Source organism: Crenobacter cavernae, assembly GCF_003355495.1.
GTDB lineage: Bacteria > Pseudomonadota > Gammaproteobacteria > Burkholderiales > Chromobacteriaceae > Crenobacter > Crenobacter cavernae.
On the sequence record NZ_CP031337.1, the window covers coordinates 1,076,772 to 1,094,316 of the forward strand.

The following is a 17,545-nucleotide window of genomic DNA, read 5'->3' on the forward strand; positions in this document are numbered from 1 at the left end:
GGCGCCTACTTGATGCCGAGCCGCTCGAGCCGGTAGCGCAAGGAGCGGAAGCTCACGCCGAGGTTCTTGGCCGCCTGCGTGCGGTTGAAGCGCGTCGCCTCGAGCGCCCTGACGATCGCCTCGCGTTCCACCCTATCCAGATAGTCCTGCAACGCCTCGCCGCTGGCGAGCGCCGGCGCGACGTCGGGGTCGGCCGAGCTCGTCGCAAGCTGCAGGTCTATAGGCTCGATCAGCGCGCCGCCCGACAGCGCGACCGCGCGCTCGACGATGTTTTCCAGTTCGCGCACGTTGCCGGGGTAGTGGTAGGCCAACAGTGCCTGCACCGCCGCCGGCGACAGCCGCGGACGCTCGCCGCCGGCGGCGAAGCGCTCCAGCAGGTGGCCGATCAGCCGCGGCACGTCTTCGCGCAGTTCGCGCAGCGGCGGCATCTTCAGCGAAATCACGTTGAGCCGGTAGTAGAGGTCCTGCCGGAAAGCGCCGGCGTCGACGAGTTCGTTCAGCTTCTTGTGGCTGGCGCACACGATGCGCACGTCGACCGGCTCCTCGCCGTGGTTGCCGAGGCGACGCACCTTCTTTTCCTGGATCGCGCGCAATAGCTTGACCTGCATCGCGAGCGGCAGGTCGCCGACCTCGTCGAGGAACAGCGTGCCGCCGTCGGCGGCCTGGAAGAAGCCGTCGCGGTCGGCGTCGGCGCCGGTGAACGCGCCCTTCTTGTAGCCGAAGAATTCGGCCTCTACCAGTGTGTCGGGGATCGCGCCGCAGTTGACCGGCACGAAGGGGCCGGCCGCGCGCGCGCTCTCTGAGTGGATCAGCCGCGCGGCGCGCTCCTTGCCGGTGCCCGATTCGCCTTCGATGGTGATGGCGGCCTGGCTCTTCGCGATCTTGGCGATCAGCGCCTTCACCTCCTGCATCGCCGGCGCCTCGCCTATAAGACCATCCGAGGAGGCGGCGGCGGCGACCGGGTCGCCGAGGCTCAGCGCCGAGCGCACCAGGCTCCTGAGATTGGCCAGGCCGACCGGCTTGGCGAGGTAGTCGAACGCGCCGGCCTTCATCGCGGCGACCGCGTTCTCGGCGCTGCCGTAGGCGGTGATCACCGCGACCGGCACGTCGAGCCCGGCGTCGACGATGTGGCGCACGACTTCCAGCCCCTCGCCGTCGGACAGCCGCATGTCGGTCAGCGCGAGGTCGAAGTCGTGCTCGGCCAAGCTTTGCTTCGCGTCGGCGACGCAGCCGGCGGTGGTGACCTCGAGCCCCATCTTGATCAGCGTCAGTTCGACGAGCTCCCTGAGGTCGGGCTCGTCGTCGATCACCAGGACGCGGGGCAGGCGTTTACGCATGGGCTACCTTGCAGGTCAGGCGAAAGCAGCCGCCGGGCGGCCGGTAGTCGAGCGCGCCGCCGTTGGCTTCGGCGAGCTCGCGGGCGATGTAGAGCCCGAGGCCGGTGCCGGTGCTTTCTGAGGTATGGAAGGGTTCGAAAAGGTGGGGCTGGATCGCGGCCGGCACGCCGGCGCCGTCGTCGTGCACGGTAAGCGTGACGCGGCCGGCGCTCTGGCCGACGTCGATGCGCACCGAGCCGGCGGTGCGGCTGCCGTGACGCCACGCGTTGGCGGCGAGGTTCCACAATATCTGCTGCAGGTGGCCGCGGTCGAACGCCACCGCGACGCCGGCCGCGTCGAAGTGCGTCAGCACCTTGCCGGCGGCGTCCGGCTGCGACAGCGCGAACTGCTCGATGAATTCGGCGAGCACCGCCGACAGCGGCAGCGTCTCACTGCGCACGCGGTCGCGCCGGTTCAGCGCGAGCACCTCCTCGACCAGCCGGTCGATGCGGCGCGTATTGTCGCGCACGATGCGCGTCAGCCGGCGCTGTGCGTCGTTGTCGGCCGATTCGGCGATCAGGTCGGCCGCGTGCGAGATCGCCGACAGCGGGTTGCGGATCTCGTGCGCGAGGTTGGCGGTGAGCCGCCCCAGCGCGGCGAGCTTCTCGCGGCGCGCCTCGTCGGCGAGGTCGGCCGAGTCGCGTAGGAACAGCGCCATCGCGCGCGAACGCGTCTGTGCCAGCGGTTCGAGCCGGCCGGTCAGGTGCCGGCCGTGCACCGTCGCCTGCACCGCCGACGGCGCGTCGCCGCGCTCGCGCCAGCGCGCGACGAAGGGCGCCAGCTCGATCAGCATCTTGCCGCGCGCGACGTTCGGAAACAGCCTCCTCGCCTCGCGGTTGAACTGGCGCACGGTGCCGGTATCGTCGACCACCAGCACCGCCTCGCGCAGGTGCTGCAAGGCGAGCGCGTTGAAGCGGTCGAGCCGCTTGAGCTGCGCGGTGCGCGAGCGCACCAGTTGTTCGGATCGGCGCGCGAGCCCCGCCAGACGCCAGGTGACCGCCGACGTGACGAAGCAGGCGAGCACGAGAAAGGCGGTCTGCAGCACGCCGCCGGCGCCGGGGCGCGCCGTGTCGGCGAGTTCTGCGCCGACCAGCAGCACGCTCGCCATCAGCGCGTAAAGCAGCGCGTAACGGCCGGACGCCAAGAGACTGGCGACCGCGAGGAAGGGCAAGAGCAGCATGCCGTAGCCGCTGCCGACGCCGCCGTTGAGCCGCATCAAGAGCACGATCATCACCACGTCGGCGCCGACGCCTAGCGTCAGCTGCACGATGTCGGCGAGCGCCGCGCGCTTGAGCACCGACCACAGCGCGATCAGCACGCCGTAGGCCAGCGCCCAGCCGTAGAACGCCGCGCCGTCGGCCAGAGCTTGGCCGAGGTAGTCGCGCGTCAGCGTCACCAGCACGATGACCGACAGCATTACCGCGCGGAAGGCGTTGAAGAAGCCGAGCGCGCGCTCAGGCGTCAGCGTGGCGGGCAGCGGCAGGCGGATCATCTAGCGCCGGACAGCGCGTTCAGCGTTCCCTTGCGGCCGTGCGGCTTGCCGCGCCGGCCGCGCTTGCCGTCGAAGTCGGCGAGCGGCACCGCCTCGTCGGCGACGCGGCCGCGCGCGCCGGTGAAGGTGGCGGTGATCTTGTCGGTTGCCGCAAGACCCGCCGCGATCAGCGTTTCGCCAGGCTCGAGCTGCATCAGCATCAGGCCGCGGCCCTTGCCCAGTTCTTTCAGTTCCGACAGCGCGAACGCGAGCAGGCGGCCCGACGACGACGCGACGACGAGACGCAGGGTGTCGGCCGAGGCCGGCAGCGGCAACGGCAGCGGCAGCAGCAGCGCCTCGCCGGCCTCGAGCGCGATATACGTCTTGCCGGCCTTGTTGCGGCCGACCATGTCGGCGACCTTGCCGATGAAGCCGTAGCCGCCGGAATGGGACAGCACGAAGCGCGATTCGGCCGGCGCGGCGAGCAGCTGCGCGACCTTGGCGCCGTCCTGCAGTTCGACCAGGCTGCTCACCGGCACGCCGTCGCCGCGGCCGGTCGGCACGTCGGCGGCGTCGAGCGTGTACGCGCGGCCGTTGGTGTCGAGCACGATCACCGGCCACACGGTGCGCGTCTCCACCGCCGTGGCAAGACCGTCGCCGTCCTTGAAAGGGAGCGTGGAGAGGTCGTAGTTATGGCCGCTCCTCGCGCGGATCCAGCCCTTCTGCGACAGGATGATGGTGACCGGCTCGTCGGCGACGGTCTGCGTCAGCGTCGCGCGTTCGGCGGCCTTGATCTCGGTGCGGCGCGCGTCGCCGTATTTCGCGGCGTCGGCCTCGATCTCGTCGATGATCAGCGTGCGCTTGTCGGCCTCGTTGTCCAACAGGTGCCTGAGGCCGTCGCGCTCTTCGCGCAGGCCACCGAGTTCCTTCTCGAGCTTGAAGCCCTCGAGGCGCGCGAGCTGGCGCAGCCGGATCTCGAGGATGTCTTCGGCCTGGATATCGGTCAGGCCGAACGCCTTCATCAGTTCGGGCTTCGGTTCGTCGGCCTCGCGGATCACGCGGATCACTTCCTCGATGTGGATGAAGGCGATCATCCGCCCTTCGAGGATGTGGATACGCTTGTTCACCTCGGAAAGGCGGTGAGTGATGCGGCGGGTGACGGTGTCGACGCGGAAGTCGACCCAATCCTTGAGGATGGACTTCAGGTCTTTCTGCCCCGGGCGACCGTCGAGACCGATCATCACCAGGTTCAGCGACACGTTGCCTTCGAGGCTGGTCTGCGCGAGCAAGAGGTTCATGAAGTCGTCGGCGTCGATGCGGCTCGACTTCGGTTCGAACACCAGCCGCACCGGCTGGGCGCTGTCCGATTCGTCGCGCACGCGGTCGAGCTGCGACAGCATCAGCGCCTTCAGATTTTGCTGCTCTTGCGACAGCGCCTTCTTGCCCGGCTTGATCTTCGGATTGGTCGCCTCCTCGATCTCGGCCAGCACCTTCTGCGCGCTGCTGGAAGGCGGCAGCTCGGTGACGATCACGCGCCACTGACCGCGCGCGAGTGTCTCGACTTCCCACTTGGCGCGCACGCGCACCGAGCCGCGGCCCGATTCGTACGCGGCGCGGATGTCGGCCGCCGGCGTGATGATCTGGCCGCCGCCGGGGAAGTCGGGGCCGGGCATATAGGCGAGGAGGTCGGCGGCAGACAGTTCCGGCTCGCGCATCAGCGCGACGCAGGCGGCGGCGACTTCCTTCAGGTTGTGCGGCGGGATCTCGGTCGCCAGGCCGACGGCGATGCCCGACGCGCCGTTGAGCAGCACCATAGGCAGCCGCGCCGGCAGCAGTCTCGGCTCGTCGAAAGCGCCGTCGTAGTTCGGCACGAAGTCGACCGTGCCCATGTGCAGCTCGGACAGCAACAGGTCGGCAATGGGAGTTAACCGCGCCTCGGTGTAACGCATCGCCGCCGCGCCGTCGCCGTCGCGCGAGCCGAAGTTGCCCTGGCCGTCGATCAACGGGTAGCGCAGCGTGAAGTCCTGCGCCATGCGCACCAGCGCCTCGTACGCCGAGCTGTCGCCGTGCGGGTGATACTTGCCGAGGATCTCGCCGACGACGCGCGCCGACTTGACCGGCTTGGCGCCGGCGGCGAGCCCCATCTCGCGCATCGCGTATAGGATGCGCCGCTGCACCGGCTTCTGGCCGTCGGCGACCTCGGGCAGCGCGCGGCCCTTGACCACGCTCATCGCGTATTCGAGGTAGGCGCGTTCGGCGTAGGTGTCGAGCGCGACCCAGCCGTCGCCGCCGGCGGCTTCGGCCTCGGGCGCGGCAGGGGGCGGCGGCGGCGGGGTGGCGCCGGACGCCTCGTCGGGGGTGTCGGTAAACAGGTCTGGGCTATTCATGGCAGGGACGGCGCCGTGTTAAGGTGGACGCGACAATAATCGCAGGGATTGTACTATGGCGAGCTTTTTGCAGTGGCAGTGCCACCGTTTCGACGGTTTCACCCCCGTCACGCTGTACGGAATGCTGCAGCTCAGAGACCGCGTGTTCGTCGTCGAGCAGCAGTCGATCTACGGCGACATCGACGGCGTCGACCTGTCGGCCTGGCACCTGGCCGGCCGCGACGGCTCGGGCAGGCTGATCGCCTACGCGCGGCTGATCGACCCGGGCGTCAAATATCCGGACGCGGTCGCTATCGGCCGTGTCGTCGTCGCGCCCGAGCAACGCGGTACCGGGCTCGGCAAACAATTGATGGCCGAGGCGGTCACCCGCTGCGAGCGGCTGTTTTCTGCGACACCGATCATGCTGTCGGCGCAGGTCGGCGCGCAGGGGCTGTACCAGGCGTTCGGCTTCGCCGCGGTGTCGGAGGAATACGACGACGGCGGCATCCCGCACGTCGACATGCGACGCGAGGCTCACGGCGCGTAAGCCGGCGCTCCCGTCAAAAAGCTCGGCCAACCTTTGAAGGGTTGGCCGAGCTTTTTCATCGCGGGGACGGGCCCGCGTCAGGCATCGCCGAACACGTCCTTCCACGAGGTGTAGTAGCACACCCACACCACCGGCATCCACAACAGCAGGCCGAGGAACAGCGGCAGGACCGCGAGGAACAGCAGCATCGCGAGCGCGAGCGACGCGACCAGCATCGCCGGCCAGTTGGCGAGCGACGCCTTGAAGCTGAGCTTCATCGCGTCGAGCACGCCGATGTCGCGGGTGATGATCAGCGCCGGCGCGAACCAGTACGCCATGCTCGCCAGCACCACGGCGACCAGGATGGGCAGCGCGACCACCAGCACCAGGCCGAGGGACGCGGCCGGGTCGGCGCCGTCGGCCAGCCCGTCGCCGGTCAAGAGGCCGGTCCCGGCGCCGAACAGGGCCGCGAGCAGCACCGCGCCCAGCAGCGCCACCAGGATCAACAACAGATACGCGGCGCCGAGCACGACGAGCGGGCCGACGCGCGACCTGAAGCCGGCGAACAAGTCGCCGACCTCGAGCTCGCCGCCCTGTTCGGCCTTGATCGCCGCCAAGATAAAGCCGGCGACAAACACCGGCGACAACAGCGAGACCACGGCGTCGCCGACGACCGGCACCAGCCCGGCGACGATGGCGAGCACCAGGTAGGCGAGTGACATCAGCACCCAGGTCAAGGGCTGGGTGCGCACGATGTAGAACGCGTCGACAATCCAGCGCCAGCCGCGGCCGGCGGCGACGCGGCGCGGTTCCAGCGGTCGCAGGACGGGCGTCGGACGCGGCGGGGCAGGGTCGGTGAAAAAGTCGCTCATGGTGTCCTCTTAAGACCAAAAATGAAAATAGCATCGCCAGTCTACAGGGTCGGCCCGCGACAGGCCCGCCGTCAAGCACCGGCACGGCGCCGCTCGGTTGCCGCGTCGCGTCAAAATCGGCGATAATTGCATGATTTAGCGGCGCTTATGCCCCCCGGCGGGCGCTCCCGGTTCACCACCCAGTCGTAAGGTCTCTTTGCATGGTCTCCCGTACCGAGCTCGCCAACGCGATCCGCTTCCTGTCCATGGATGCGGTGGAAAAGGCCAAATCCGGTCACCCCGGCGCCCCGATGGGCATGGCCGACATCGCCGAAGTCCTCTGGCGCGATCATCTCAAGCACAACCCGGCCAACCCGAACTGGCCCAACCGCGACCGTTTCGTGTTGTCGAACGGTCACGGCTCGATGCTGCTGTATAGCCTCTTGCACCTCTCCGGTTACGATCTGTCGATCGACGACCTGAAAGCCTTCCGCCAGATGCACAGCAGGACGCCGGGCCACCCGGAGTACGGCTACGCACCGGGCATCGAAACCACCACCGGCCCGCTCGGCCAGGGCATCAGCAACGCGGTCGGCATGGCGCTGGCCGAGAAGATGCTCGCCGCCGAGTTCAACCGCGGCGGCCTGAACATCGTCGACCACTACACCTGGGCCTTCCTCGGCGACGGCTGCCTGATGGAAGGCATCTCGCACGAAGTCTGTTCGCTGGCCGGCACCTGGGGCCTCGGCAAGCTGATCGCGTTCTGGGACGACAACGGCATCTCGATCGACGGCGACGTCGACGCCTGGTTCACCGACGACACGCCGGCGCGCTTCGAGGCGTACGGCTGGCAGGTGATCAAGAACGTCGACGGCCACGACCCGGTCGAGATCGAGACCGCGATCGAAACCGCGAAGAAATCGACCGATCGCCCGACGCTGATCTGCTGCAAGACCGTCATCGGCTTCGGCGCGCCGAACAAGCAAGGCGGTCACGACGTGCACGGCGCGGCGCTCGGCGCCGCCGAGATCGCCGCCGCGCGCGAGCACCTGAACTGGCCGCACGCGCCGTTCGAAGTCCCGGCCGACATCTACGCCGCCTGGGGCGCGCGCGACAAGGGCGCCGCGGTCGAGACCGGCTGGAACAAGCTGTTCGAACAATACCGCGCCGCGCATCCGGAACTCGCCGCCGAGTTCGAGCGCCGCACCCAGGGCGCACTGCCGGCGAACTGGGCCGAAGCGCGCGCCGAAGCGATCGCCAAGATCGACGCCGCTGCGCAGACCGTCGCGACCCGCAAGGCGAGCCAGATCGCGCTCGAGGCGTTCTCGCCGCTGCTGCCGGAATTCCTCGGCGGCTCGGCCGACCTGACCGGCTCGAACCTGACCAACTGGTCGGGCAGCAAGTGGATCGACAACGAAGGCCACGGCAACTACATCAGCTACGGCGTACGCGAATTCGGCATGGCCGCGATCATCAACGGCGTCACACTGCACGGCGGCCTGCGTCCGTACGGCGGCACCTTCCTGATGTTCAGCGAATACGCGCGCAACGCGCTGCGCATGGCGGCGCTGATGAAGATCAACCCGATCTTCGTGTTCACGCACGATTCGATCGGCCTCGGCGAAGACGGCCCGACCCACCAGCCGGTCGAGCAGACCGCGACGCTGCGCTACATTCCGAACATGGACGTCTGGCGTCCGTGCGACACCACCGAGACGGCCGTCGCCTGGGCGCACGCGATCGAGCAGAAGGACAGGCCGACCAGCCTGATCCTCAGCCGTCAGAACCTGGCCTTCGTTTCACGTGAAACGCAGCAGATCGCCGACATCGAAAAGGGCGGCTACGTGCTCTCCGACGCCGAAGGCGCGCGCGCGGTGCTGATCGCGACCGGCTCCGAAGTCGACCTCGCGCTGAAGGCGCAGGCGAAGTTGGCCGAAGAGGGTATCGCGGTGCGCGTCGTGTCGATGCCGTCGACCAACGTGTTCGACCGCCAGGACAAGGCCTACCAGGCCGCCGTGCTGCCGAAGGGCCTGCCGCGCGTCGCGATCGAAGCCGGCGTGTCCGACTTCTGGCGCAAGTACGTCGGCCTGGACGGCGAAGTGGTCGGCATCGACACCTTCGGCGAATCGGCGCCGGCCCCGGTGCTGTTCGAGCACTTCGGCTTCACCGTCGACAACGTCGTCGCCAAGACCCGGTCCGTCCTGCAATAACACTACCCGCCGCCCGGCCTCACCCGGGCGGCCGTTTTTCGTTCGAGAGAGAGAAACAAGATGACCATCCGTATCGCGATCAACGGCTACGGCCGCATCGGCCGCCAGGCCCTGCGTTCCATCTACGAATACAATCTGCGCGGCGACTTCGAAGTCGTCGCGGTGAACGCTTCCGGCGACCTCGCGACCAACGCGCACCTGACCAAGTTCGACACCGTGCACGGCCGCTTCGCCGCCGAGGTGAGCCACGACGACAAGAACCTGATCGTAGACGGCGACGCGATCCCTTTCTTCTCCACCCGCAACCCGGCCGAACTGCCGTGGCGCGAGCTTGACGTCGACCTGGTGCTCGAGTGCACCGGCGCGTTCACGTCGAAAGAGAAGTGCCAGGCGCACCTGACCGCCGGCGCGAAGAAAGTGCTGATCTCGGCGCCGGGCGGCGATGACGTCGACGCCACCATCGTCTACGGCGTCAACCACGACGTGCTGACCTCCGACATGACCGTGGTGTCCAACGCCTCGTGCACCACCAACTGTCTGGCGCCGGTCGCCAAGGCGCTCAACGACGGCCTCGGCATCGTCAAGGGCCTGATGACGACCATCCACGCGTTCACCAACGACCAGGTGCTGACCGACGTGCGCCACAAGGACCTGCGCCGCGCGCGTTCGGCCACCGACAACCTGATCCCGACCAAGACCGGCGCCGCCAAGGCCGTCGGCCTCGTGCTGCCGGAGCTGCAGGGCAAGCTCGACGGCTTCTCGGTGCGCGTACCGACCATCAACGTGTCGCTGGTCGACCTGACCTTCGAAGCCGGCCGCGACACCTCGGTCGAGGAAGTGAACGCGATCGTGAAGGCCGCCGCCGAAGGCAAGATGAAGGGCACGCTCGGCTACAACACGCTGCCGCTGGTTTCTTCCGACTTCAACCACAGCACCGAAGGCTCGGTGTTCGACGCGACGCTGACCAAGGTATCCAACGGCAACATGGTCAAGGTGCTCGCCTGGTACGACAACGAGTGGGGCTTCTGCCAGCAGATGCTGCGCACCGCCCGCGCGATGTTCGCCGTCAAATAATCGAAGAATCGTCACCCGCGCCGCGCTGGTAGTCTTTAAAGACCGCCGGTGCGGCGTTGCAACGGATAGCGCCATGCAATTCCTCAAACTGACCGAACAAGACCTCGCCGGAAAACGCGTGCTGATCCGCGTCGACATGAACGTGCCGGTGAAGCACGGCGTGCTCGGCGACGACACCCGTATCCGCGCCAGCCTGCCGTCGATCGAACACGCTTTGCGCGCCGGCGCCGGCGTGATCCTGATGAGCCACCTCGGCCGTCCTACCGAGGGCGAGCCCAAGCCCGAAGACAGCCTCGCGCCGGTCGCCGCTCGCCTGTCCGAATGGCTCGGCCAGACCGTGCCGGTCAACGCCAGCTGGCAGGAACGTGAACTTGCCGTCGCGCCGGGCGACGTGGTGATGCTCGAAAACGTCCGTCTGAACCGCGGCGAGAAGAAGAACAACGAAGAGCTCGGCCGCGCTTACGCGAGCCTGTGCGACGTGTTCGTCAACGACGCGTTCGGCACCGCGCACCGCGCCGAGGCGTCGACGCACGCGGTCGCGCAATTCGCGCCGATCGCCTGCGCCGGCATCCTGCTGTCGGCCGAACTCGAAGCGCTGTCGAAGGCGCTCGAGGCGCCGGCGCGCCCGCTGGTCGCCATCGTCGCCGGCTCGAAGGTATCGACCAAGCTGACCATCCTCGAATCGCTGGCCGACAAGGTCGACCAGCTGATCGTCGGCGGCGGCATCGCCAACACCTTCCTGTTGGCCGAGGGCCACGGCATCGGCAAATCCTTGGCCGAGCACGAGCTGGTGGCCGAGGCCAAGAAGGTGATCGCCAAGATCCGCGCGCACGGCGGCGACGTGCCCTTGCCGACCGACGTGGTGGTGGCGGCCGAGTTCTCGGAAAACGCCGACGACACGCTGAAGGACGTCGACGACGTCACCAAGGATGACATGATCCTCGACATCGGCCCGAAATCGGCCGAGGCCTTGGCCGAGATCGTCGCGCAGGCCGGCACCGTCGTGTGGAACGGCCCGGTCGGCGTATTCGAATTCGACCAGTTCGCCGGCGGCACCGAGACGCTGGCGCACGCGATCGCCGAGTCCGATGCGTTCTCGATCGCCGGCGGCGGCGACACGCTGGCGGCGATCGCCAAGTTCGGCGTCACCGACAGAATCTCGTATATTTCCACCGGCGGCGGCGCCTTCCTCGAATTCCTCGAAGGCAAGGAGCTGCCGGCGGTCGCGATCCTGAGCGAACGCGCCCGCTAAAGCCGCGAGGCTCGGCCAAGCCTTACCCAGGGTTGGCCGAGCCCTGAACGATCCCACAAGGAGAGCGCGATGCCGCTCGATACCTGGCTGTTGTTCGTCGTGACGGTGTTCTTCGTGTCCGCGGCGCCCGGCCCGAACATGCTGTTGGCGATGACGCACGGCATCCGCTACGGCGTGCGCTCGACGACGCCGACCATGCTCGGCCTGTTGAGCGCGCTCGGCATCGTGATGGCCGGCTCGGTCGCGGGCCTCGGCGCGCTGTTGGCGACGTCGGAGACGCTGTTCGCCGCGGTCAAGTACGCCGGTGCCGCCTACCTGGTCTGGCTCGGCGTCAAGACCTGGCGCGCCAGGCCCGAGACGCTGACCGCGCCCGCCGAGGCGGCCATCGGCACAACCGCGTGGGCGAAGTTCCGCACCGGCTTTCTGGTCGCGATGAGCAACCCGAAGGCGTTCATCTTCTTCACCGCGCTGTTCCCGCAGTTCATGGACGCGCGCGCGGCGCAGCTGCCGCAGTTGATGACGCTGGCCGCGACCTTCTACGTGATCGAGAGCGGCTGGCAGTTCGTCTACGCGAGCGGCGGCGCGCGTCTCGGCTCGTGGCTGGAAAGCCCTGCACGCCAGCGCTGGGTCAACCGCTTCGCCGGCGGTGCCTTCGTCGGCGCCGGCGTCGCGCTGTCGGGCGTCAGCCGCCACGGTTAACAAGCTCGGCCAACCTTATTTACATCACGCTGCCCGATGGCGGCGTCTCTGGAGAGACACACATGGCACTCGTTTCGATGCGTCAGCTCTTGGACCACGCGGCCGAGTTCGGCTACGGTCTGCCGGCCTTCAACGTCAACAACCTCGAGCAGATGCGCGCGATCATGGAAGCGGCCGACAAGGTCGACGCCCCGGTGATCGTGCAGGCGTCGGCCGGCGCGCGCAAATACGCCGGCGCGCCGTTCCTGCGCCACCTGATCCTCGCCGCGGTCGAAGAATTCCCGCACATCCCGGTGGTGATGCACCAGGACCACGGCACCAGCCCGGACATCTGCCAGCGCTCGATCCAGCTGGGCTTCAGCTCGGTGATGATGGACGGCTCACTCGGTGAGGACGGCAAGACGCCGACCGACTACGAGTACAACGCGCGCGTAACCCGCACCGTCGTCAACTTCGCGCACGCCTGCGGCGTGTCGGTCGAAGGCGAGATCGGCTGCCTGGGTTCGCTCGAGACCGGCATGGCCGGCGAGGAAGACGGCGTCGGCGCCGAGGGCGTGCTCGACCACAGCCAGCTGCTGACCGACCCGGAAGAAGCCGCGCAGTTCGTGAAGGACACCGGCGTCGACGCGCTGGCGATCGCCATTGGCACCAGCCACGGCGCGTACAAGTTCAGCCGTCCGCCGACCGGCGACATCCTCGCGATCGAGCGCATCAAGGAAATCCACGCCCGCCTGCCTAACACCCACCTGGTGATGCACGGCTCCTCGAGCGTGCCGCAGGAATGGCTGGCGATCATCAACGAATTCGGCGGCGCGATCCCGGAGACCTACGGCGTGCCGGTAGAAGAGATCGTCGAAGGCATCAAGTACGGCGTGCGCAAGGTCAACATCGACACCGACCTGCGCCTGGCGTCGACCGGCGCGATCCGTCGCTTCCTCGCGCAGAACCCGTCCGAATTCGACCCGCGCAAGTTCCTGAAGGTCAGCACCGACGCGATGCGCGACATCGTGATCGCGCGCTACGAAGCGTTCGGCGCCGCCGGCCAGGCGAGCAAGATCCGCCCGGTCAGCCTCGACACGATGGCTGGGCGTTACGCGAAAGGCGAACTCGCCGCGGTGGTGAAGTAAGCCTCCCCACTACAAAGTTGGCCGAGCCGTAGCTTTAAGAGGCTCGGCCAAGCTTGAAACAAAAACCCCTGCCTTTTGGCAGGGGTTTTTGTTTGCGCGGCGTTGATCTCAAACGGCAAGTGCGCCTTCATAAAGCGCGCCGATCAGCTCGCTCTGGCTGACGATGCCGGCGAGCCGCCCTGCGGCGTCGACCACCGGCACATGGTGGCGGCCGGCGCCGGTCAGCACCGGGATCAGCTCGGTGACGTGCGCGATGTCGCGCACCGCGTCGACCGTGCTCGCCATCAGCGACGCCACCGTCTGACCGCCGCCGCGTTTCAACCGGCGCGCGAGCCGCGTGCGCAGGCTCGCCGGATCGCGGGCGTCGAGGCGCTGGATAAAGTCGGACAAGGCGAGCATACCGACCACGCGACGATCTGCGTCGAGCACCGGCAGCACGCGCTGCCCCGTCGTTTTCAACAGCTTCCACGCGTCGGCGAGCAGCGTGTCGGGCGTCACCCAGCGCACGTCGCGCGCCATCACGTCGGCGCAGCGGATGTCGCCGAGCCGCCGCCGGTGCGCGTTCAGCTCGGCGAGGTTCACCACGTGCTCGAGGTCGTCCATCGTCACGTCGAGCAGCTCGCGATGATCGCGCAGCGCGGCGGCGATGTCGGCCTCGGTGACCATGCTGCGCGCGCGCGGCGCGGCGGCGTCGCGCGGCTTGGCCGGCGTCGGCAGCGGGCGAGGGTAGGGGTGACGCAGCCAGAAGTTGTTGAGGATCAGCGCGACGAGCAGCATCAAGAGCGCGTTCAGCAACACCGGCGCCAGCACGAAGGAGAAACCCATCGCCTTGATCGCCGGTCCGCCGATCACCGCGTTCAGCGCGATCGCGCCGCCCGGCGGGTGCAGGCAGCGCAGCGTGGCCATCGCAACGATGGACAGACCGACCGCCAGCGCGGCCGCCAGCGTCACGTCCGGGACCAGCCGGGCACAAGCGACGCCGATCGCCGCCGACACCAGATGGCCGCCGACGAAGGACCACGGCTGCGCCAAGGGGCTTGCCGGCAGCACGAACAGGATCACCGACGCGGCGCCCATCGACGCGACCAGGAGCGGCGCGTGGCCGACCGACAGCTGCGTGACGGCGCCGGTCAGCAGGATCGCGAGCAGCGCCGCGACGCCGGCCTTGAACTTTTGAGCGGGACTCAGCGCCAGCGGCTCGGGCCACCAGCGGCGCCAGGCGAACAGACGGGCCACGGCTTGCATCGTGTTGCGACTCCAGACAAGGGGGAGACATTGTAGCGCGCCGCCCGCGCCGGCCCCGGCCGACCACGGGTTTTCCCCGGGTCCGCGCATTGGCCGGCCGCCGCCCCTCGCGTAAACTGCAGGCATGAGCGACCTCTTGTCTCCCCTCGATGTCGTCATCCTCGGCGCCGTCCCCTTGGTCGGCATCGCCTTCCACCTGTGGGTGATGCTGTAAGGGCCGAAAGGCAACGAGGACGAGCCGCCCGCGAACGGAAACGAATCATGACCCTGAAAATCCTGTATTTCGCCCGCCTGAAGGAAAGCTTCGGCCAGGCCGAAGAAACCGTAACCTTCACCGGCCAGACCGTCGCCGGCCTGATCGACGAGCTCGCCGCGCGCGGCGGCGCGTGGTCTGTAGAACTCGCGCCGGGCCGCGTGTTCCGCGTCGCGGTGAACCAGGAACTCGCGCCACCGTCGACCGAACTCAAGACCGGCGACGAAGTCGCGATCTTCCCGCCCGTGACCGGAGGCTGACGATGGAACGCTACACCGTCGCGGTCCAGACCAAAGCCTTCGACGCCGGCGCGGAACTGGCACGCCTGTCGGCGGACCCGGCCGTCGGCGCGCTGGTCAGCTTCACCGGCCTGGTGCGCGACTATGGCGACACGACCGGCGTCGCCGCGCTCGAGCTCGAACACTACCCGGGCATGACCGAAAAGGCGTTGATGGCGATCGTCGACGACGCGCGCGCGCGCTGGCCGCTGTCGGCCGCCACCGTCGTTCACCGCGTCGGCCGGCTGGCGCTGGGCGACGCGATCGTGCTGGTCGTCGTCGCCGCGAGCCACCGCCGCGATGCGTTCGCCGCCGCCGAATACCTGATGGATTATCTGAAGACGCGCGCGCCGTTCTGGAAGAAGGAGATCGGCCGCGACGGCACCGCGCACTGGGTCGAAGCGAAGGCCAGCGACGAGGCCGCCGCCGGACGCTGGACCGGCGAGGAAAGCTGATGACACCGGCGCCGTACCAGGCGCTGGTGCTTGCCGGCGGCAGCGCGCGCCGCTTCGGCGGCGAGGACAAGGGCCTGCAGCGGCTCGACGGCAAACCCTTCGTCGAACACACGCTGGCCGCGCTCGCCGCGCAGACCGCACCGCCCGCCTCGTGCCTGATCTCGGCCAACCGCAACCTCGACGTCTACCGTGCCTTCGGTCACCCGGTGCTTGCCGACTCGCGCTCGGGCTTCCAGGGGCCGCTCGCCGGCATCGCCGAAGGGCTGGCCGCGCTTTCTGAGAACTGGTTATTGGTCGTGCCGTGCGACGTGGTCGCGTTGCCGGCCGACTTTGCCGAGCGCCTGTTCGCCGAGGCCGACCACGCCGACGCGGTGTGCGCGTGCGACGCTGAATCGATGCACCCGGCGCTGCTGCTCGTGAACCGTCGCGTACGCGCGCCGCTCGACGAATTCCTCTTGGGCGACAACCGACGGCTGCGCGACTGGCTGGCCAGCCTCGCGCTGCGCGAGGCGTTCTTCCCCGCGCCGTTTCCGAATCTGAACAGCCCCGAATCGCTGCGGCAATGGCAAAGCCGTTTGTGACTAGTCGTCTAGCTGACATACGCCGATAAGACCAACGTCATGAGCGTTCTATAAGCTGGGTCCTCCTTACTAGGGAGAACCCTTACATGCAACGCTCGCTTCTCGCCGCCTCGCTGGCTGCGCTGTCGCTGACAGCCTGTCTCAGCGACGGCAAGGCCCCCGCCACATCCGCACCCGGCACGCCGCCGGTGCCGGTCCGCCTGATCGCGATCAACGATTTCCACGGCACCCTCGAAACGCCCGGCAGCAAGCTGTCCGTGCCCGACCCAGCCGACCCCAGCAAGACTGCCAGCGTGAGCGCCGGCGGCGTCGACTACCTGTCCGCCGCGATCAAGGCGAGCCGCGCGCAGGTGGCCAACAGCATCGTCGTCTCGGCAGGCGACCTCATCGGCGCGAGCCCGCTGATCTCCGGCCTGTTCCACGACGAACCGGCCGTGGAAGCGATGAACGCGCTGGGCCTCGACATCAACGCGGTCGGCAACCACGAGTTCGACGACGGCCAGGAAGAGCTGCTGCGCATGCAGAACGGCGGCTGCAAGGCCGGCAGCACGGACACCAGCTGCAAACGCACCGGCCGCTTCGACGGCGCCAAGTTCAAGTTCCTCGCCGCCAACGTCGAGAAGGCCGACGGCAAGCCCATCTTCCCGGCTTACGAGATCAGGAAATTCGGCGGCATCCCGGTCGCCGTCATCGGCATGACGCTGAAGGGCACGCCGGAGGTGGTCACGCCGGATGGAATCAAGGGGCTGAGCTTCAAGGACGAGGCGGCCACCGTCAACAAGCTGGTGCCCGAACTGAAGAAGCAGGGTGTCGAGGCGATCGTCGTCGTCGTGCACGAAGGCGGGCTGCAAACCGGCACATACGACGAGTGCAAAGGCATCTCCGGCGCCATCGTCGATATCGTCAAGGGCTTCGACAAGGCGGTCGACATGGTCGTCAGCGGCCACACGCACCAGGCGTACAACTGCGTGATCGACGGCCGCCGCGTGACCAGCGCCAGGAACTACGGCCAGATGTTTACCGAGATCGACTTCAAGCTCGATCCGAAAACGCGCGACGTGCAGCCGGCCTCGGTCAAGGCGGTCAACCGCCCGGTGCTGACCACCGGCCAGCCCGACAGCGTGCTGACGCAGCTCGTCGACGCGTGGCGCGCCTTGGTCGCACCGATCGCCAACCGGCTAAGCGGCTCACTCGCCGGCCCGCTGACGCGCATACCGAGCGCGGCCGGCGAAACCACGATGGGCGCGGTGATCGCCGACGCGATGCTGGCGTCGACGCTCGGCAACGGTGCCGAGGCCGCGTTCATGAACCCGGGCGGCGTGCGCGCCGAGCTGACGCCCGAAGCGGGCGGTAACGTGACTTACAGCCAGATCTTCACCGTCCAGCCGTTCGCCAACACGCTGATGACGCTGACGCTGACCGGCGCACAACTCGACGAACTGCTCGAACTGCAATGGGCCGACCCGACGAGGACGCGCATCCTGCCGGTGTCCACGGGCTTTGCGTACGCCTACAGTAAGTCGGCGCCATACGGCCAGAAGGTCGACATGGCGTCGATCACGCTGAACGGCACGTCTATCGATGCGGCCAAGTCCTACCGCGTCACGGTCAACAGCTTCATGGCCAGCGGCGGAGATGGCCTGACCGTGCTGCCCAAGGGCACGAACCGCACCGGCGGCAAGGTCGACATCGACGCGCTCGAAGACTACCTGAAGGCCAACCCCAAACTGGCGGTGCCGGTACTGAACCGCATCACGGCCTTGCCGTAAGCCGCGTCAGTC

The 17,545-nt window shown here is 68.1% G+C and carries 15 protein-coding genes; 10 read left to right on the forward strand and 5 right to left on the reverse strand.

The window, feature by feature from the left end:
• Positions 1–5 precede the first annotated feature (5 nt).
• From DWG20_RS05260 to parC, 3 genes are read right to left on the reverse strand one after another with little or no spacing between them, the layout of a single operon-like run.
• The gene (locus tag DWG20_RS05260) at positions 6–1,337 is read right to left on the reverse strand and encodes a sigma-54-dependent transcriptional regulator (protein WP_115432822.1); all 1,332 of its coding nucleotides are present in this window, start codon (positions 1,335–1,337) and stop codon (positions 6–8) included.
• Positions 1,330–2,868: a two-component system sensor histidine kinase NtrB gene (locus DWG20_RS05265; protein ID WP_115432823.1), complete on the reverse strand. Its 1,539-nt coding sequence runs from the start codon at positions 2,866–2,868 to the stop codon at positions 1,330–1,332. Before DWG20_RS05265 ends, DWG20_RS05260 begins: the two co-directional genes overlap by 8 nt.
• Entirely contained in the window at positions 2,865–5,234 is a 2,370-nt protein-coding gene (gene parC, locus DWG20_RS05270; protein ID WP_115432824.1) for a DNA topoisomerase IV subunit A, read from the reverse strand. The genes DWG20_RS05265 and parC overlap by 4 nt, the downstream gene beginning before the upstream one ends.
• A 55-nt stretch (positions 5,235–5,289) precedes the next feature.
• Between parC and DWG20_RS05275 the strand changes: the two genes are divergently transcribed.
• The gene (locus DWG20_RS05275; RefSeq protein ID WP_115432825.1) at positions 5,290–5,760 is read left to right on the forward strand and encodes a GNAT family N-acetyltransferase; all 471 of its coding nucleotides are present in this window, start codon (positions 5,290–5,292) and stop codon (positions 5,758–5,760) included.
• Between the two features lie 77 nt (positions 5,761–5,837).
• On the opposite strand, the gene DWG20_RS05280 is transcribed toward DWG20_RS05275, so the two are convergent.
• Entirely contained in the window at positions 5,838–6,611 is a 774-nt protein-coding gene (locus DWG20_RS05280) for a BPSS1780 family membrane protein (RefSeq protein WP_115432826.1), read from the reverse strand.
• Positions 6,612–6,811: 200 nt separating this feature from the next.
• Between DWG20_RS05280 and tkt the strand changes: the two genes are divergently transcribed.
• The 5 genes from tkt to fba all read left to right on the forward strand — a co-directional run bounded on the left by tkt (position 6,812) and on the right by fba (position 12,952).
• Positions 6,812–8,800 (forward strand): transketolase, encoded by a 1,989-nt coding sequence (gene tkt, locus DWG20_RS05285; protein ID WP_115432827.1) that lies wholly within the window; start codon positions 6,812–6,814, stop codon positions 8,798–8,800.
• 60 nt (positions 8,801–8,860) lie between these two features.
• A complete protein-coding gene (gene gap / locus DWG20_RS05290) occupies positions 8,861–9,874 on the forward strand; it encodes a type I glyceraldehyde-3-phosphate dehydrogenase (RefSeq protein WP_115432828.1) in 1,014 nt (337 codons plus the stop codon).
• Positions 9,875–9,947: 73 nt separating this feature from the next.
• Complete coding sequence (locus DWG20_RS05295) at positions 9,948–11,126, forward strand: phosphoglycerate kinase (protein WP_115432829.1); 1,179 nt, start codon at positions 9,948–9,950, stop codon at positions 11,124–11,126.
• Between the two features lie 69 nt (positions 11,127–11,195).
• Entirely contained in the window at positions 11,196–11,825 is a 630-nt protein-coding gene (locus tag DWG20_RS05300) for a LysE family translocator (RefSeq protein ID WP_115432830.1), read from the forward strand.
• A 62-nt stretch (positions 11,826–11,887) separates the two neighbouring features.
• The gene (gene fba, locus DWG20_RS05305; RefSeq protein ID WP_115432831.1) at positions 11,888–12,952 is read left to right on the forward strand and encodes a class II fructose-bisphosphate aldolase; all 1,065 of its coding nucleotides are present in this window, start codon (positions 11,888–11,890) and stop codon (positions 12,950–12,952) included.
• Between the two features lie 108 nt (positions 12,953–13,060).
• On the opposite strand, the gene DWG20_RS05310 is transcribed toward fba, so the two are convergent.
• Positions 13,061–14,197 carry an HPP family protein gene (locus tag DWG20_RS05310; protein ID WP_115432832.1) on the reverse strand — a complete coding sequence of 379 codons (1,137 nt, stop codon included), beginning with the start codon at positions 14,195–14,197 and terminating at the stop codon, positions 13,061–13,063.
• A gap of 261 nt (positions 14,198–14,458) precedes the next feature.
• Here DWG20_RS05310 and moaD point away from each other — a divergent pair, with 261 nt between their 5' ends.
• From moaD to DWG20_RS05330, 4 genes are all read left to right on the forward strand, one after another.
• Positions 14,459–14,710, forward strand: coding sequence for a molybdopterin converting factor subunit 1 (moaD, locus tag DWG20_RS05315; RefSeq protein WP_115432833.1), 252 nt, complete (start codon positions 14,459–14,461; stop codon positions 14,708–14,710).
• Positions 14,711–14,712: 2 nt separating this feature from the next.
• Complete coding sequence (gene moaE, locus DWG20_RS05320) at positions 14,713–15,183, forward strand: molybdopterin synthase catalytic subunit MoaE (RefSeq protein WP_115432834.1); 471 nt, start codon at positions 14,713–14,715, stop codon at positions 15,181–15,183.
• Positions 15,183–15,764, forward strand: coding sequence for a molybdenum cofactor guanylyltransferase MobA (gene mobA / locus DWG20_RS05325; protein WP_115432835.1), 582 nt, complete (start codon positions 15,183–15,185; stop codon positions 15,762–15,764). Before moaE ends, mobA begins: the two co-directional genes overlap by 1 nt.
• Before the next feature lie 86 nt (positions 15,765–15,850).
• A complete protein-coding gene (locus DWG20_RS05330; RefSeq protein ID WP_115432836.1) occupies positions 15,851–17,533 on the forward strand; it encodes a bifunctional metallophosphatase/5'-nucleotidase in 1,683 nt (560 codons plus the stop codon).
• Positions 17,534–17,545 lie beyond the last annotated feature (12 nt).

Coding starts and splice junctions, on each gene's coding strand:
- DWG20_RS05295 (WP_115432829.1), top strand. CDS start 9,948: ATGCAATTCCTCAAACTGACCGAACAAGACCTCGCCGGAAAACGCGTG.
- moaE (WP_115432834.1), top strand. CDS start 14,713: ATGGAACGCTACACCGTCGCGGTCCAGACCAAAGCCTTCGACGCCGGC.
- DWG20_RS05260 (WP_115432822.1), bottom strand. CDS start 1,337: ATGCGTAAACGCCTGCCCCGCGTCCTGGTGATCGACGACGAGCCCGAC.
- mobA (WP_115432835.1), top strand. CDS start 15,183: ATGACACCGGCGCCGTACCAGGCGCTGGTGCTTGCCGGCGGCAGCGCG.
- tkt (WP_115432827.1), top strand. CDS start 6,812: ATGGTCTCCCGTACCGAGCTCGCCAACGCGATCCGCTTCCTGTCCATG.
- gap (WP_115432828.1), top strand. CDS start 8,861: ATGACCATCCGTATCGCGATCAACGGCTACGGCCGCATCGGCCGCCAG.
- DWG20_RS05310 (WP_115432832.1), bottom strand. CDS start 14,197: ATGCAAGCCGTGGCCCGTCTGTTCGCCTGGCGCCGCTGGTGGCCCGAG.
- DWG20_RS05280 (WP_115432826.1), bottom strand. CDS start 6,611: ATGAGCGACTTTTTCACCGACCCTGCCCCGCCGCGTCCGACGCCCGTC.
- DWG20_RS05300 (WP_115432830.1), top strand. CDS start 11,196: ATGCCGCTCGATACCTGGCTGTTGTTCGTCGTGACGGTGTTCTTCGTG.
- DWG20_RS05275 (WP_115432825.1), top strand. CDS start 5,290: ATGGCGAGCTTTTTGCAGTGGCAGTGCCACCGTTTCGACGGTTTCACC.
- DWG20_RS05265 (WP_115432823.1), bottom strand. CDS start 2,868: ATGATCCGCCTGCCGCTGCCCGCCACGCTGACGCCTGAGCGCGCGCTC.
- fba (WP_115432831.1), top strand. CDS start 11,888: ATGGCACTCGTTTCGATGCGTCAGCTCTTGGACCACGCGGCCGAGTTC.
- moaD (WP_115432833.1), top strand. CDS start 14,459: ATGACCCTGAAAATCCTGTATTTCGCCCGCCTGAAGGAAAGCTTCGGC.
- DWG20_RS05330 (WP_115432836.1), top strand. CDS start 15,851: ATGCAACGCTCGCTTCTCGCCGCCTCGCTGGCTGCGCTGTCGCTGACA.
- parC (WP_115432824.1), bottom strand. CDS start 5,234: ATGAATAGCCCAGACCTGTTTACCGACACCCCCGACGAGGCGTCCGGC.